19 protein-coding genes and 1 pseudogene are annotated in these 14,325 nt (G+C 68.6%); 9 read left to right on the top strand and 11 right to left on the bottom strand.

The window, feature by feature from the left end:
* Nucleotides 1-142: 142 nt before the first annotated feature.
* The 3 genes from Q0379_RS08655 to Q0379_RS08645 form a co-directional block, all read right to left on the bottom strand.
* Complete coding sequence (locus Q0379_RS08655; protein WP_299007138.1) at nucleotides 143-655, bottom strand: prepilin peptidase; 513 nt, start codon at nucleotides 653-655, stop codon at nucleotides 143-145.
* 132 nt (nucleotides 656-787) lie between these two features.
* Entirely contained in the window at nucleotides 788-961 is a 174-nt protein-coding gene (locus Q0379_RS08650; protein ID WP_299007134.1) for a Flp family type IVb pilin, read from the bottom strand.
* Between the two features lie 181 nt (nucleotides 962-1,142).
* The gene (locus Q0379_RS08645; protein ID WP_299007131.1) at nucleotides 1,143-1,331 is read right to left on the bottom strand and encodes a Flp family type IVb pilin; all 189 of its coding nucleotides are present in this window, start codon (nucleotides 1,329-1,331) and stop codon (nucleotides 1,143-1,145) included.
* Nucleotides 1,332-1,646: 315 nt separating this feature from the next.
* Between Q0379_RS08645 and Q0379_RS08640 the strand changes: the two genes are divergently transcribed.
* The 3 genes from Q0379_RS08640 (at nucleotide 1,647) to Q0379_RS08630 (ending at nucleotide 3,257) form a co-directional block, all read left to right on the top strand.
* Nucleotides 1,647-2,036 carry a pilus assembly protein N-terminal domain-containing protein gene (locus tag Q0379_RS08640; protein ID WP_366519305.1) on the top strand — a complete coding sequence of 130 codons (390 nt, stop codon included), beginning with the start codon at nucleotides 1,647-1,649 and terminating at the stop codon, nucleotides 2,034-2,036.
* A gap of 85 nt (nucleotides 2,037-2,121) precedes the next feature.
* A complete protein-coding gene (locus Q0379_RS08635; protein ID WP_299007127.1) occupies nucleotides 2,122-2,703 on the top strand; it encodes a TadE/TadG family type IV pilus assembly protein in 582 nt (193 codons plus the stop codon).
* Nucleotides 2,700-3,257, top strand: a complete 558-nt coding sequence (locus tag Q0379_RS08630; RefSeq protein WP_299007124.1) for a TadE/TadG family type IV pilus assembly protein — start codon at nucleotides 2,700-2,702, stop codon at nucleotides 3,255-3,257. The genes Q0379_RS08635 and Q0379_RS08630 overlap by 4 nt, the downstream gene beginning before the upstream one ends.
* Here the strand turns inward: Q0379_RS08630 and Q0379_RS08625 are convergent.
* The 4 genes from Q0379_RS08625 to Q0379_RS08610 all read right to left on the bottom strand — a co-directional run bounded on the left by Q0379_RS08625 (nucleotide 3,254) and on the right by Q0379_RS08610 (nucleotide 7,958).
* Nucleotides 3,254-4,009: an aminotransferase class IV gene (locus tag Q0379_RS08625; protein ID WP_299007121.1), complete on the bottom strand. Its 756-nt coding sequence runs from the start codon at nucleotides 4,007-4,009 to the stop codon at nucleotides 3,254-3,256. The genes Q0379_RS08630 and Q0379_RS08625 overlap by 4 nt on opposite strands.
* Nucleotides 4,006-5,346 carry an aminodeoxychorismate synthase, component I gene (gene pabB / locus Q0379_RS08620; RefSeq protein ID WP_299007118.1) on the bottom strand — a complete coding sequence of 447 codons (1,341 nt, stop codon included), beginning with the start codon at nucleotides 5,344-5,346 and terminating at the stop codon, nucleotides 4,006-4,008. The genes Q0379_RS08625 and pabB overlap by 4 nt, the downstream gene beginning before the upstream one ends.
* Before the next feature lie 155 nt (nucleotides 5,347-5,501).
* Entirely contained in the window at nucleotides 5,502-6,956 is a 1,455-nt protein-coding gene (locus Q0379_RS08615; RefSeq protein ID WP_299007115.1) for an MFS transporter, read from the bottom strand.
* 228 nt (nucleotides 6,957-7,184) lie between these two features.
* Nucleotides 7,185-7,958, bottom strand: a complete 774-nt coding sequence (locus tag Q0379_RS08610; RefSeq protein ID WP_299007112.1) for a tyrosine-protein phosphatase — start codon at nucleotides 7,956-7,958, stop codon at nucleotides 7,185-7,187.
* A 47-nt stretch (nucleotides 7,959-8,005) separates the two neighbouring features.
* Between Q0379_RS08610 and Q0379_RS08605 the strand changes: the two are divergent.
* Nucleotides 8,006-8,126, top strand: a pseudogene (locus Q0379_RS08605) (hypothetical protein); the annotation flags it as partial.
* Nucleotides 8,127-8,133: 7 nt separating this feature from the next.
* Here Q0379_RS08605 and Q0379_RS08600 read toward each other — a convergent pair.
* Nucleotides 8,134-9,282, bottom strand: coding sequence for an acyltransferase (locus Q0379_RS08600; protein WP_299007109.1), 1,149 nt, complete (start codon nucleotides 9,280-9,282; stop codon nucleotides 8,134-8,136).
* A 115-nt stretch (nucleotides 9,283-9,397) separates the two neighbouring features.
* Between Q0379_RS08600 and ygiD the strand changes: the two genes are divergently transcribed.
* Entirely contained in the window at nucleotides 9,398-10,168 is a 771-nt protein-coding gene (gene ygiD, locus Q0379_RS08595) for a 4,5-DOPA dioxygenase extradiol (RefSeq protein WP_299007106.1), read from the top strand.
* 131 nt (nucleotides 10,169-10,299) lie between these two features.
* On the opposite strand, the gene Q0379_RS08590 is transcribed toward ygiD, so the two are convergent.
* Entirely contained in the window at nucleotides 10,300-10,980 is a 681-nt protein-coding gene (locus Q0379_RS08590) for a DJ-1/PfpI family protein (RefSeq protein WP_299007103.1), read from the bottom strand.
* A gap of 97 nt (nucleotides 10,981-11,077) precedes the next feature.
* Here Q0379_RS08590 and Q0379_RS08585 point away from each other — a divergent pair, with 97 nt between their 5' ends.
* On the top strand, nucleotides 11,078-12,019 hold the full coding sequence (locus tag Q0379_RS08585) for a GlxA family transcriptional regulator (protein WP_299007100.1): 942 nt from the start codon (nucleotides 11,078-11,080) through the stop codon (nucleotides 12,017-12,019).
* 5 nt (nucleotides 12,020-12,024) lie between these two features.
* Here Q0379_RS08585 and Q0379_RS08580 read toward each other — a convergent pair whose 3' ends face one another.
* A complete protein-coding gene (locus Q0379_RS08580) occupies nucleotides 12,025-12,192 on the bottom strand; it encodes a hypothetical protein (protein WP_299007097.1) in 168 nt (55 codons plus the stop codon).
* A gap of 96 nt (nucleotides 12,193-12,288) precedes the next feature.
* Between Q0379_RS08580 and Q0379_RS08575 the strand changes: the two genes are divergently transcribed.
* Nucleotides 12,289-12,639: a DUF3147 family protein gene (locus tag Q0379_RS08575; protein ID WP_299007094.1), complete on the top strand. Its 351-nt coding sequence runs from the start codon at nucleotides 12,289-12,291 to the stop codon at nucleotides 12,637-12,639.
* Between the two features lie 212 nt (nucleotides 12,640-12,851).
* Here the strand turns inward: Q0379_RS08575 and Q0379_RS08570 are convergent, their stop codons facing one another.
* Nucleotides 12,852-13,409: a DUF1003 domain-containing protein gene (locus Q0379_RS08570; protein WP_299007092.1), complete on the bottom strand. Its 558-nt coding sequence runs from the start codon at nucleotides 13,407-13,409 to the stop codon at nucleotides 12,852-12,854.
* A gap of 139 nt (nucleotides 13,410-13,548) precedes the next feature.
* Here Q0379_RS08570 and Q0379_RS08565 point away from each other — a divergent pair, with 139 nt between their 5' ends.
* Together Q0379_RS08565 and Q0379_RS08560 are read left to right on the top strand one after the other, a co-directional pair.
* Nucleotides 13,549-14,004, top strand: coding sequence for an SDR family NAD(P)-dependent oxidoreductase (locus Q0379_RS08565; protein WP_299007089.1), 456 nt, complete (start codon nucleotides 13,549-13,551; stop codon nucleotides 14,002-14,004).
* Nucleotides 14,005-14,229: a hypothetical protein gene (locus Q0379_RS08560; protein ID WP_299007086.1), complete on the top strand. Its 225-nt coding sequence runs from the start codon at nucleotides 14,005-14,007 to the stop codon at nucleotides 14,227-14,229.
* The last annotated feature ends 96 nt before the right edge of the window (nucleotides 14,230-14,325 follow it).

Below are 14,325 nucleotides of genomic sequence, written 5' to 3'. Positions count from 1 at the left end.
AAACCGGGGCCGCCTCCGGGCGAGCACGCGCGATTCAGTCTTGGCCTTTCTGACCGAAGCGCATGGTCGTCCGCTTATAGTTAACGAGGACTGAAATTCCGGTTAACGCCGGCCCGTCCGCCTGCGGCCAGCTGTCGCGGCCTCAGCCCAGAACGCCTTGAGCCAAAAGCGCTTTTGGGAACGCGATCAGGGCGCCCGCGGCGATGGCGACGCCGTAGGGCAAATCACCGCCCGGCTGACCCAGCCGACGCACCCAGACAGGCCCTCCCGCCACGAGCGGCGCGACCCAGCCCGAGCGCAGGGCCAGGACAGCGAAGGTCAGCGCGCCGCCGGCCAGAGCGGTGTACAGCAGGAACGGGGCCACCGCCGGCCAGCCCATCCACAGCGCGCAGGCGGCCAGCAGCTTGCCGTCGCCGCCGCCGATCCAGCCGACCGCGAACATGCCCATGCCCAGCACCAGCGCGGCGAAGCCGACGGCCAGGCAAAGGCCGATCGCCGAAAGGCTGGCGCCGCTGGCGAGAGCCGCCGGAACAAAGGCGACGACCAGGGCCAGGGACACCCAGTTGGGGATCGTATAGCTGGTCAGGTCCTTCAGCGCCCCCACGATGGCCAGGGCCGGAAAGACCATCAGCAGCAAGATGTGGAGAGCCTGCATTACGTCGCGCGCCTGAGTGGGAACCGCCACATCGTGCGATGACACCCGTGAAGTAAGGGTTTCCCCAAACACAAAAAAGCCGCGACGCCTGAGCGTCGCGGCCTCCCGCTTCCCGAGCGAAATCCCTGTTCTCTAGTCGCCGAGCCCGAGGCCCAGGCCGGTGACGCGCGCGCCGGGGCTGAACACAATGCCCAGACCCGTGACGCAGACCATGGTCACAGCCGCGATCAGGGCGACGAACAGGCCGTATTGGATGCCCGCGACGCCAGTTTCATCCTTGGCGAAGGCCTTGATCAGTTGGGTCACAGCGCGATTTCCAGAGAGGGATCTGATGAAGCCAACCTACGCCCAGCGCCATGAATTTCGCGTTATTCACTGAGGTTAATTGCAGGTTACCAAGTAAAATTGGACTCGTGTGGAATTCAGGCCAAATAAAAAGGCCGGGACAAGCCCGGCCTTTTCAATACAGCTCTTCCGAACCTGGCGCTTAGTTGCCGGTCTGAGCGGGGGTCTTTTCGATCGCTTCGCCCGCCGCGGTGAGTTTGGTGTTCAGCTTGTCGCCGAGGCTCGTGACGGCGGTCACGATCACAACGGCGATCAGGGCGACGATCAGGCCGTATTCAATGGCCGTGGCGCCGGATTCATCCTTCAGGAAGCGCGTGACGAACTTGGTCATGACTTGGTCTCCAAAACCAGGGCTTGTGAGTTGAGGTTTCCAAGTCAGCTCGACTTGCCACCCCTCCGAGAACACGATCAACTTCTCGCCCCGCACTTAATTGGTAGTAAATTGGAAATGGTTTATTTCATATTTAGCTAAGTTTATTCGAATTTACCATTATCAAGACTTAACCATAAGGCCAAAATCCACGCCAAACGCCTGATTTAGCGAAGCTTTTCCAAATCAAGCAGGCATGCTCGAAGACGGCTCTTAGGCCTTTATTGACCAATCCGTCCGATCCTGGAGGACGTTGGCACCCGTCCAAGGCATTCCATGCGTCGCTTCCCGTTCATCTTTGCCGCGCTTCTGGCCGCCTGGAGCGTCGAGGCTTCGGCGCAGTCGCGCGCCCTGCCCGTCGCGGCGGGCCAGGCGATCTCCTTGTCGATGGATGGCGCGGTGCGCGACGTGGTGATCGGCGATCCCGACGTCGCCGACGTCAGCGTGGTCAGCGACCGCGCCCTGGTCGTGCTGGGCAAGCGGCCCGGCGTCACCAGCCTGCTGGTCTTCGGCCCCGGCGGCCGCCCCCTGACCGATCGCCAGGTCGTGGTGTCGGAAGGCGGCGGCGGCGCCGTGACCGTCTATCGCGGCGCCTCGGCCAGCACCTACGCCTGCGGTCGTCAGTGCACGCGCCTGGGTCCACCGGCGGCCGGCTCTCCCCCCTGATCGCCAAAAAACGCCCGCCTTCTCTAACCAGTGATTAGGGCCGTTCCGCCTAGGCTCGCGGTTCGTTCACGAGGCGCCGCTCCGCATGGCTCATCGCCCCCTCCTCGATCGCGCACGCCTTGAAGGCGTCGGGCGCCGGCTGGCGAGGCTGCGCCTTGTTCGCGTCGCGGCGCGGTTCGCGCGCGCCGAACGCGGGGCGACCGCTGTCGAATTCGCCCTCGTCTCGCTTCCATTCCTGATCCTGGTCATGGCGATGATCGAGCTAGGGCTGGTGTTCCTGGTCTCGCTGACCCTGGAGAACGCCATCATCGACGCCGGCCGCACCATCCGGACGGGCGAAGCCCAGACCGCCAAAATCACGGCGGCGGATTTCAAGACGGCCGTCTGCGCCAGGATGAGCTGGCTGGGCGACCGCTGCGCCGGCGCCCTGGCGCTGGACGTCCGCACCTATGCCGATTTCGCCAGCGTCAGCGCTTCGAACGCCGATGGGACCGTACCCGACCCCGTCGCCTGGGATCCTGGCAAGGCCGGTTCGATCGTTCTGGTGCGCGGCTACTATACCTGGCCGCTCGTCACGCCCCTGATGCAGACCGGGCTGCAGAGCGCCAATGGCAAGCGGATCATCTACGCCGCCACCGCCTTCATGAACGAGCCTTACGAGCAATGAGGCGCCGCCGGCCATTCCCGCGACGGTTCTGGCGCGATCGGCGCGGCGCGTCCGCCGTGGAGTTCGCGCTGGTCGCGCCGTTGCTGATCGTCATGTACTGCGGCATGGCCGAACTGACCCAGGCGATGATGGCTCAGCGCCGGGTGTCGAACATCACGTCCTCGATCGGCGACCTGACGGCCCAGGCGTCGCAGACGGGCCCCAGCCGGACGACGGATGTCTTCAATATCGGCGCGATCATCATGTCGCCCTTCCCGACGACCGGCCTGAAGATGTGCGTCGCCAGCATCGTCTCCGACGCCAATGGCAAGAACACCGTGGCCTGGTCGCGCGCATCCGAGGCGGGCATGACCAACTGCCCGGCGCAGGGCGCGGTGCTGACCGACGTGCCGGCGGCCGTGCTGTCCGCCAACAAGAGCGTGATCCTGGCGCGAACGGCCTATGTCTACAGCTCGCCGATCCAGCTGATCCTGCCCAAGCCGCTGACCTTCAACCGCACGCTCTATCTGCGGCCACGCCGGGTGGACGCGGTGTTGTGGTCGGCGGCGAGCTAGGCTGGAAGCGCCGAGCGCAGGCGCTCGACCAGCGGATGGGCCTCGAACGCCCGATCGCCCAGGCGCGAGACGGGACGCACGCCGATCAGGCTGTTGGTCAGGAATACGGCTTCGGCGCGCTCCAGCGCCTCTGGCCCCACGGCGACTTCCTCGACGGCCTGCGCCGCCAGAAGTCGGGCCCGGGTGATGCCGGGCAGCACGCCGCAATCCAGCGCCGGCGTGAACAAGCGCCCACCCGCGACCCAGAAAAGATTGGCCGCCGCGCCGCAGACTACATGGCCGCGGTTGTTCAGCATCACCGCCTCGTCGGCCCCGGCGGCGACCGCCTCGGTCCGGGCCAGGACGCTGTCGACATACGAGAGGGTCTTCAGGCGACTGGCCGGAGAGCCTTCGTTGCGGCGGACACTGGAGACGATGGCCCGCGCCGGCGTCGTCACCGGCGCCACCGCCGCGACCCGCGCGAACAGTCGGGGCGTCAGGTCGGCGGGGCGGTCCAGCCCACGTCCGCCCGAACCGCCAGTCAGGGTCAGGCGCAGCGCCACGCGCCCCGTCGCCGGGACCATGCGGCGGCACAGCCCCTCCGCCTCGGCCCGATCAAAGGGCAGGCCCAGCACCGCGCAGCCGCCGGCCATGCGATCGAGGTGCTCGTCGAGGTGGCGGATCTCGCCGTCCAGCGCCAGCAGGGTCTCGAACAGCCCCTCGCCCAGCAGCAGGCCCCGATCATCGAAGGGAATGGCGTCGTGAGCGATCATCCGAGGCTCTCCGTCAGCGCGCGCCGGATGGCGGCGATCTTGGCCTCGGTCTCCAGACGCTCGGCGCGCGGGTCGCTGTCGGCGACGATGCCCGCGCCGGCGCGCGCCTCGACCCGCCAGCCGCCGGCATCCTCGACCAAGGCGACGGTGCGGATCAACACGCTGGAGTCGAGTGCGCCATCATGACCCACCCAGAATAGGGAGCCGCAGTAGGGACCGCGCGGCGCCTCCAGCCCCGCGATCACCTTCATGGCCTGCACCTTGGGCGCGCCGGTGATCGAGCCGGGCGGGAAACTGGCCCGCAACAGGTCGGCGACACCGCGCCTCTCCGCGAGCCGCGCGGTGACCGTAGAGACCAGGTGGTGAACGTTGGCGAAGCTCTCGATCCTGAAGAGGTCCGGGGCGCGGACGCTGCCCGGCGAACTGACCCGCGCCAGGTCGTTGCGCATCAGATCGACGATCATCAGGTTCTCGGCCCGGTCCTTGTCGCTGGCCAGCAGCTCGGCCGCCAGGGCCAGGTCGCGGGCCGGGTCGCGGTCGCGGGGCCGCGTGCCCTTGATCGGCTTGGTCTCGATCGCGCCGTCGGGCTGGACCTTCAGGAACCGCTCGGGCGAGTTGGAGACCATCGCCCGCCCCGGCAGCCGCAGATAGGCCGCGAACGGCGCGGGGCTCTGGCCGCGCAGGCGCGTGAACAGGTCGAACGGATCGGCTCCGGGCGCGAGGCGACCCGTCCAGGCGCGGGCGATATTGGCCTGGAAGATTTCGCCGGCCCGGATGCGCTCGACCACCTCGCCGACGGCGGCTTCGTAAGCCGCGGGATCGTCGGCGGCGAGGTCTGGGCACAGGGGGCCCTTGGGCTCTCGGTGCGGGGCGACGGGAGCGTCGAGCCAGGTCAGGGCGTCGCGGGCCCGAGCGTCCGCCTCGCCGTCGGTCGCGCCGCGGCCGATCGCCAGCACCTGGCGGGCGTGATGGTCGAAGGCCAAGAGAGCCGGATAGCGGGCGCAGGTCAGGTCCGGCCAGTCGGAGCGTGCGAGGCCGAGGTCCTCGATCCGATCGCCCAGTTCGTAGACGGCCAGGCCCACCACGCCCCCTTGGAACGGCGGGCCGTCGGGGTCGCTCGGCTGGCGCGGTCCCAGCAGGTCGGAGAGCGCTTTGAACGGGTCGGAAGCATCGTCGGAGGCCAGGCTGAAGGTCGCGTCCGGCGCGCGCAACAGATAGGACCACCGCCCGCCTTGCCCGCCCGACATCAGCGCGCAGGCATAAGGCTCGTCCCGGAAGGGCGCCATGGCCCAGACCGGCTCGCGCCAGGGGGCGGTGAGGATGGCGACGCGGCGCATGGGGTGGTGATAGCAGGGCCGGAAGGCGGCGCGCCAGATGCTCCCCCGCGATGCGGGGGAGCTGTCGCGGAGCGACTGAGGGGGCAAGCTGGAAGTCGGCCGCGCTAGCCCCCTCCGGCCCTCTGGGCCACCTCCCCCGCATCGCGGGGGAGGAATTAGCCCTCCCGTCCCCCGCCCTTCACGGTCGAGAGCCCCACCAGCCCCACCAGCATCAGCCCCGCGATCGGGATGAAGCCGGCCACCTGGGCCTGGGCCAGCTTGGTCGCCAGGGCCACCAGCAGCGAGCCCAGCCAGACCGTCGCCGTGCCGGACAGCGAGAACAGGCCAAAGAAGGCCGCCATGCGATCGGGCGGCGCCAGGCGCACCAGCAAGGTTCGGCTCGAGGCGTATTGCGCCGTGACGAACACCGCGATCAGCAGGCTGCAGCCCAGATAGACGAGCTCCGGCAAGGTCTGGAACAGCGGCCCGTTCCAGACCGGCGGATGGGACCCCGCCGGCCACGGCCAGAGGTACAGGATCTTCTCCCGGTTGGTGCCGATCATGCCCAGCAGCATCAGGATGCAGCCGATGATCTCGGCCTGGACGGCGCGGCGCGGGCCCAGGGTGCGATCCAGCACCGGCGCCAGCAAGCCGCCCAGCACGCCGAACACCGACAGCGATATGCCGTAGGCCAGCATCTCCAGCTCGCCCCATCGCATCAGGCCAGCGGCGAACAGGCCGCCGAAGATGATCATCGCCGTCATGCCGTCGCAGTAGAACATCCGAGCCGCAAGAAACTTGGCGACCTCGGCGTGGCCCTTCAGATTGGCGAAGGTGTCGATGATCAGCCGCACGCCCTCCTTCAGCGACGCCCCCATGGAGACGCCGGTGCGGGCCGCGTCGCGCGTCCACAGGAAGAACGGGATCGCCCCCAGCAGCATGACCACCGCCGACAGCGGTCCGGCCAGGCGGCTGGGCTCGTTGTCTGTCTGGCTGAGGCCAAACAGCGGCGCGGACGGCACGAAGGACCAGGGGACCTGCCCCGGCAGGACGAAGGCCCACATCACGAAGATCAGCAGGGACACCGACAGCCCATTGGCCACCGCGTAGCCCAGGCCCGACAGCACAGGCTCCTGGCCGGGCTCGGCCGCCCGCGACAGCAGCGAGTTGTTGAGCACGTCGCCCAGGTTATAGGCCACCCCCAGGGTGATCAGGGCCGCGCCGACCAGACCGACCGAAAGCCCCCCCGGGGTGGCGAACCAAAGCGCCAGCAGGATGGGCAGCATGATCGCCAGGACCAGCGCCATGAACGGCTTGCGCGGCCCGTAGCGCTCGATCGAGGCGCCCAGCAGCGGCGCGGTCAGGGCGGTGATGATCCCGTAGACGGTCGAGATGTCGGCCACGACCGCCTGGCCCTTGACCGGATCGCCGACCAGCACCCGCGAGAAGTACGGCGCGAAGACATAAATGGTGACCAGGATGACATAGGGGTCGCGACTGCCCTGGTGCAGGATCCAGCTGAGCGCCCCGCGCGAGAGCCGTTTTCGCGGCTTGGGGACCAGGACGTCCTCGGCGCCCGCTTCGCCCAGGACTTCGCTCACGCCCGGAGGCGTCCCCGCCAGCTCGCTCATACAGCACCCTAATGTCACCGGCCCTCTGACGGGGCCATGCGACGAGGCTGGACCTTAAACGAGCGTTTGTCACCTTACCGATTGGAGCGTCATTTTCTCCGACCTCCCCGGCGAATGCCGGGGCCCAGATTCATCCGGAGCGGCAGGGGTGGACTCGCCAAAAAGGCAGGGCTTCCCGGCTAGATCAGCGCCTTCGATCTGGACCCCGGCATTCGCCGGGGAGATCGGCTACAGCAAAATATGCGCCCGCACCTGCTCGCGCGCATCCGCGTTCAGCCCGACAACCCGCTCCAGATAGCCGTCCAGCGAGCCGCACTCTTCCTTGATCACCGCGAAGGCCGCGGCCAGATAGCGGGCCTCGACGCCCATGGCCGCGCGCATGGCGGCCTCGTCGGGCCGACGACCGGTCAGCTCCTGGATGTGATCCATGAAGATGCGGCCCCGACGGTCGAAGCGGGTGGGGTCGTTGGTCAGCAGATAGTCGTCGATGACGTCATCGTCGGCCACGCCGGCGATGTGGTGGGTCAGGGCCGCCAACACGCCGGTGCGATCCTTGCCCGCCGCGCAGTGGATCAGGGCCGGGCCCCGCCCTTCCGCCAACGCCAAGAAGAAGCGGCGGAAGAGATCGATGTGCCGCTCCTTGAACGGCAGGCGGCGATAGTACTCGTCCATGTAGTCGTGGACGGCGTCCTCGGTCAGATCCGTGCTGGTGATGAACTCAAGCCAGGGGTCGGTCCCGGTCACGCCCAGGTCGTTGTCGATCACCTGGGCGGAAAAGCCTTTCCAGCGGCGCGAGGGCGAACGCTCGCGCTCGTTGGGGCGGCGCAGATCGACCAGGGTGACGATCCCCAGGGCCGCCAGCGCGTCGAGATCCTCGTCGGTCGCCTCGGCCTGGTGGGCGGCGCGGAACAGCACGCCCTTCTTCAGCCGCCCCGCTCCGGCGGCATAGTCGCCGAAATCGCGGAAGTTCTCGACGCCTTGCAGGGGGATGTGACGGGTCATGGCGGGGGATTTAGCGGGCCTTCGTGACGAACGAAATCCCTAAACCCCGACCTCCCCGGCGAATGCCGGGGTCTAGATCGAATTCTCCGAGCGCGCGGGTTGGCTGAGGCCGAAGGCGCGAGCCCTCAAGCCGCTCCAGATGAATCTGGGCCCCGGCGTTCGCCGGGATCGGATCTTAAGAGGACTTCCTCAGCAGCGGCTGCAGTCGGTCCTGCAGCGGTTGGTCGATATAGGTGTGGAACAGCCAGGCCGCGCCATAGGCCAGCGGGAAGCCGGCCAGCCACATCAGCCACTGCCAGCCGATGCCGATCGGCACGGTGTCGATCAGCTTGTGGATGGCGCTCCAATAGATCACCCCGACGAAGATGTGGGTGATGAACAGGGCGAAGGACAGCTTGGCGCCCTCCTCGATCCAGGCCTGGGGGCGCTTGACCGGCAGGCGGCCGGCGCCCAGCACGATCATGGCGATGGCCAAGAGCGACGGCGCGTCGAACATCCACTGTTCGGGCAGGGCGTAGCGGTCCAGCGGCTGGGTGACGACCAGCAGGGCGACGCCGCCCCACAGCAGAGCCTTGGCGGCGCCCTCGGAGGGCCAGCGCATGTCGACGGCCCGCGCCAGGCAGACGCCCAGGATGAACAGCGGCAGGGCGCGCACCACGCCGAACTGGAACTGCAGGTCGGCCAGGGCGTGGTCGAACACGACCTCGGCCAGGACCTCGAAGGCGGCCATGACCGCCACGCCGATCAGCGGCAAAAGCCAGGCGTGGCGGATCTTGCTGACGTTTCGCCAGAATAGCGGGAAGAGCGCGTAGCAGACGATCAGCGCCGACAACGACCAGCTGGGCAGGTTCCAGCCGTCGCTGGGAAAGCCCCACGCGTGAACCAGCAGGGCCTGGGTCGGCAGCTGGTCCCAGGCGAAGCGGCTGGGCTTGTGGGCGTCGGTGCCGACCGCGTTGAGGATCAAGACCAGCACGGCCAGCATCGCCAGAACCGCCAGATGCCCCGGCCAGACTCGCGCCGCGCGGCGGACCCAGAAGCGCGGCGTGCTGATGTGTCCCTTCAGCACCGAGCCGCCATAGGCCCGGCCCAGCACATAGCCCGACAGCATCAGGAAGAAGTCCGTGGCGAGAAAGCCGCGCGAGAACACCTGGGCGAAGCGCTCGATCCGCATCGGGCTCTCGGCGCCGTAGTGGTAGACCACGATCAGCAGGGAGGCGAGGAACCGCAGGAAGTCCAGGGCCCCGCCGCGCACGGCTTCCTTGCCGGACGGCGCGGAGGCGGTTTCCGACGAGGTCGAGGCGGAGGGTGTAAGCGGCGCGGTCACGGCTCGCGCATACCAAAGCCGCTCGCGCCGGGAAAGGCCGCCGTAACGGCGCCGAGTTGCGGCGGCGCGTCACGCGCCTTATCTGTAACTCAAGTTGTTTCTAATGAGCGCCGTCATGTCCCGCATGCCCGTCCTGTTCCTCGGCCACGGCTCGCCGATGAACGCCATCGAGGACAACGCCTGGAGCCGCGACTGGGCGCGCCTGGGCCGTGAGCTGCCGCGCCCGCGCGCGATCCTGATGGTCAGCGCCCACTGGGAGACGCGCGGCGCCTCGGCGGTCAGCGCGGCGATCGCGCCCGAGACGATCCACGACTTCGGCGGCTTTCCGCAGGCGCTGTTCGACGTCCAATATCGCGCGCCCGGCGATCCGGCCCTGGCGGCGCGGGTGTCCGAGCTCCTGTCGCCCGATCCGGTCGTGCAGCATCCGACCCGCGGTCTCGACCACGGCGCTTGGGGCGTGCTGAGGCCGATGTATCCCGACGCCGACATTCCCGTGGTGCAGCTCAGTCTCGATCGCGGCCGCTCGGACCGCTGGCACTACGAGGCGGGCAGGCGCCTGGCCCCGCTGCGCGACGAAGGCGTGATGATCCTGGGCAGCGGCGACATCGTCCACAATCTGCGCGCCGCCGACTTCCGTCGCCCCGAGGCGCCGCCCTGGGCCGACCGCTTCAACCAGAAGGCCAAGGCCCTGATCCTGGCCGGCAACCACGACGCCCTGATCGATTGGCGCGACCTGGGACCCGACGCCGAGGCCTCGATCAATAGCGCCGAGCACTACCTGCCCTTGCTCTACGTGCTGGGCGCGGCGGGCCAAGGCGAGCCCATCAGCTTTTTCAACGACGACGTCTTCGCGGCGATCTCGATGACGGGCGTGAAGCTGGGGTGAGGCGCGAAGCCAAGTTGCTCCCCCGCGATGCGGGGGAGCTGTCACGGAGTGACTGAGGGGGCGAGCATCGCATGGGCCGAGCTTGCCCCCTCCGGCCCTCTGGGCCACCTCCCCCGCATCGCGGGGGGAACTTAAAGAGCCGCCGCCGCCTGTTTCGCCGCCTCGACCCGCTCGCCCATCGCCGAGCCATAGAAGGCGCTGATCCGCTGCAGCACCTGCGGCGGCGCGGTCTCCGGGCGTCCCGCGTCGAACGGCGGCGCCGGCGCATACTCGACCGCCAGCTGGATCCCCTGGGCCACCTCGTCTCCCGCCAGCTCGGCGATCAGGGTCAGGGCGAAGTCGATGCCGGCCGTGACCCCGCCGCCGGTGATGTAGCGCCCGTCCCGCGCCACCCGCGACGGATCGGGGATCGCCCCGAACAGCGCCAGCTGATCGCGCCAAGCCCAGTGGCAGGCCGCCCGCTTGCCCTTCAGCAGGCCCGCCGCCGCGAGCACCAGCGAGCCGGTGCAGACCGAGCAGACGTAGCGCGCGCCGTCCGCCAGCCGGCGGATCTCGGCGATGAAGTCCCGGTCGCCCATCGCCTCGGTGGTCCCAAACCCGCCGGGCACGATCAGCACGTCGCAGGCCTCTATGTCCGACAGCTTCGGCAGATGCGCGAAGACCAGGCCGTCGGCCTCGATCTCGCCGCCCGCCAGGCTGGCGACGGTGACCTTGGCGCCCGGCAGGCGGCACAGCACCTGGTGCGGACCGGTGAAGTCCAGATGGGTCACACCCGGGAACAGGGCGATTACTATGGAGAGGGGCTGGCTCATGCGGTTGTTTCCGTCACGGTTGACGGGGAGAACATGGTTCGATTAGCGTCTGGCGGAAATGACATATTTCCCACGGATTCAGCCAAGGCGTCTCGCCATGCCCCGCGCGATCGGCTTTCTTGTCTATCCGGGCTTCCAGCTGCTGGACGCGACCGGCCCGATCGCCGCGTTCGAGATCAGCGGACGGTTCTCGCCCGGCGCCTACAGCCTGCATTTCCTGTCGCTGCGCGGCGAGCCGACGCTCAGCTCGTCGGGCTTGGTCGTGCAGACCAAGGCGCTGAGCGACGCGCCGCCGCTGGACACCCTGATCGTCGCTGGCGGCGACGGGGTGAAGGTCCCGGCGACCTGCCCCGAGACCCTGGCCTTTGTCCGCAAGGCCGGCCGCGAGGCGCGTCGCGTCGCCTCGGTCTGTTCGGGGACCTATGTCCTGGCCGAGGCGGGCCTGCTGGACGGCAAGCGCGCGACGACGCACTGGAGCCGAACCCAGGACTTCCAGCGCCGCTATCCGAACATCCGGCTGGAACCCGACCGCATCTGGATCCAGGACGGCAAGATGTGGAGCTCGGCCGGCATCACCGCCGGCATCGACCTGTCCCTGGCCTTGATCGGCGCGGACCTGGGCGAGGCCATCGCCCGCCGCACCGCCCAGCAGCTCGTCGTCTATCACCACCGCCCGGGCGGCCAATCGCAGCACTCGGCCCTGATCGACCTGAGGCCCGGCCGCTTCGACGCCCTGCTGTCCTGGGCGCGCCAGAACCTGTCGGAGTCGCTCAGCGTCGAGCAACTCGCCGACCGCGCGGCCATGAGCCCCCGCAACTTCGCTCGCCTTTTCGCCCAGGAGACCGGCGTCACGCCGGCAAAGGCCATCGAGCGCCTGCGGGTCGAGGCCGCCCGCGCCCTGCTGGACAGCCAGCCGCTGCAGGTCGAGGACGTCGCCTTGGAAACGGGCTTTGGCGATCCAGAACGGATGCGCCGCGCCTTCGTCCGCGCCTTCGGGCAGCCGCCCCAGGCCCTGCGGCGGGCGGCGAAGGCGGGGTAGTCCGCTCAGTCCGTGCAGTGGACCTCGTCGTCGTCCTGCTCCAGCGCCTCTTGGACGCGGTGGCCGATCGCGGTGGCGCCGGCGTCATCGGCGGCGATGTCGCCCTGGTCCCGGCGGTCGGTCGAAGCCTTCGCCAGGGCGTCCTGCTGTTCCTGATCCTTGGGGTCGCTCATCGGAAATCTCCCACGCAACACGCGTGAAACTAAGACCCGAGGCGCGCGTCCGTTCCCACCCTTGGCTCGAACGTCGGATCGGTCCAGGCTGAGCGCATGCTGTATCTCGTGATCAAGGCGGCCATGTCCGGCGTGATCGTCGCCGCCGTGGCGGAGATCGCCAAGCGCTATCCCGGCCTCGGCGGCCTCATGGCCTCGCTGCCTCTGGTGTCGGTGCTGGGCATGATCTGGCTGTGGCGCGACACCCGCGATCCGGTGCGGCTGGCCGATCACGCGACCGGAACCTTCTGGTTCGTGCTGCCGTCCCTGCCGATGTTCCTGCTGATCCCGGCGATGCTGAAGCGCGGCGCGCCGTTCTGGGCCGCCCTCACCGCCGGCTGCCTGCTGACCATGGCGCTCTACGCGGCGATGGTCTGGGCCGGACCAAAGTTCGGCTTGAAGCTCTAGCCGCGGATGAGCATGCAACCGGGTCTTCGGACTCAAAAGCTCGCCTTCCTGGGCCTTGTGCCCAGGACCCATGCCGGCGGCGGCTCGTACGTTCAGGATCGTCGCAAGCTGAGAGGCCCAGGTTGCGGGTCAAGATCAGCAGCGACGGAACGATGGGTCCTGGGCACAAGGCCCAGGAAGGCGGGAGTTGATCGCGCCGAGAATATTGCGCTCTAGCCCCGCTCCGCCCGCAGACGCGCCACCTCGTCCTGCAGCACGGCCAGCCGCGCGGCGTGCTCTCGGCACAGCACCATCAGCTCGTCGCTGCGCAGGGCGTCCAGCTTGTCGATCACCCGCATGATCTCAAGCTCGGCCCGCAGGTTGACGGCGTAGTCGTGCTCGGCGGTCAGGCGGTCCTTCGCCGCCTGGCGGTTCTGGCTCATCATGATCACCGGCGCCTGGATGGCCGCCAGGGTCGAGAGCAGCAGGTTGAGGAAGATGAACGGATAGGGGTCGAAGACCAGGCCCAACGGCTTGGTCAGCAGGTTCCAGCCCATCCACAAAGCCAGGGCCAGGGCGAAGCCGCCGATGAAGCCCCACGAGCCGCCCACCGCCGCCACCCGGTCGGCCAGGCGCGTCCAGAAGGTGCCGTCCTCGTCCAGCAGCAGCCGCGGGTCCGAGGGCTGTTCGGCCAGGATCAGGTCGATGACGCGCTTCTGCACGTCGTTGAGCGCGTCATAGGGACGGCCCAGCAGGTCCAGAGAAAGCTGGTCGAGATGTTCGTGGGTCATGCGGAGACTCGGCGGCTGGCGTCGACGGAAGCTCTCCCGCCCATGGTCAAGCCTGGCAAGATCGCGCGACGCGCGCTTGACCCTTTGCGCGGCTCGTCATCTGATCAGCGATAACAAGGATATCGGGAGGGACGACGAGATGGCCGCCAACGGTCGCAAGAGCATCTTCATCACCGGCGCGGCCAGCGGCATCGGCCTGGCCTGCGCCAAGCGCTTCGCCAGCGCCGGGTGGTTCATCGGGCTGTCTGACATCGACAAGGCCGGGCTGGCCGCGCTTTCTGCCGAGCTCGGCGAGGACCGGGTGCTGCGCCAGCTGCTGGGGCTGGCTGGCGCCACGCTGCGCACCAACCACTGGCGCACCGGTGTCGGCCATTCGGGCGCGCCCGGGCCGCGGCGCGCGTTCCTGAGCTTCAAGTTCGACTCGGCCCAGGTGCCGGGGCTGCCCAGCCCGCGGCCCTTCGTCGAGATCTTCGTGAAGGATCTCGGCATCGTTCAGGATATGGCGCGGGCCGCCCGTTATCCCGTGCCGCTCGCGGCTGCCGCGCTGGGCAACATGCGCGCATTGCATGGCGATTTCCTGCAGCAGTTCTGGTAGTTGACGCCTGAGGTCGAAGTTGTCGATTTTGCGCACGCCGTGGTCGCCCGGCTGCGCGGCTTTGGCTGCCTGGCTGCGCTTGGCCTGTTTGCAGGCGACGCCCGCCAGCAGCGCCTCGGCGTCGCGCAGGATCGGCTCGATGCTGCGGAAGTTGGTGGTCAGCATCAGCACCTGGCTCTTGGCCTTGCCGCGGCTGGGGAAGTGGCGGTCGAAGTCGAGGAATAGTTCCGGCGAGCTGCCGCGCCAGCCGTAGATCGACTGCCAGTCGTCGCCGATGGCCATCAGGCTGACCGCCTTGCCGCGGCCGGTCAGGGCGCGGTG

Origin of the sequence: uncultured Caulobacter sp. (genome assembly GCF_937900395.1) — a bacterium.
GTDB lineage: Bacteria > Pseudomonadota > Alphaproteobacteria > Caulobacterales > Caulobacteraceae > Caulobacter.
This window is presented reverse-complemented; position numbering and strand designations above follow the sequence as displayed.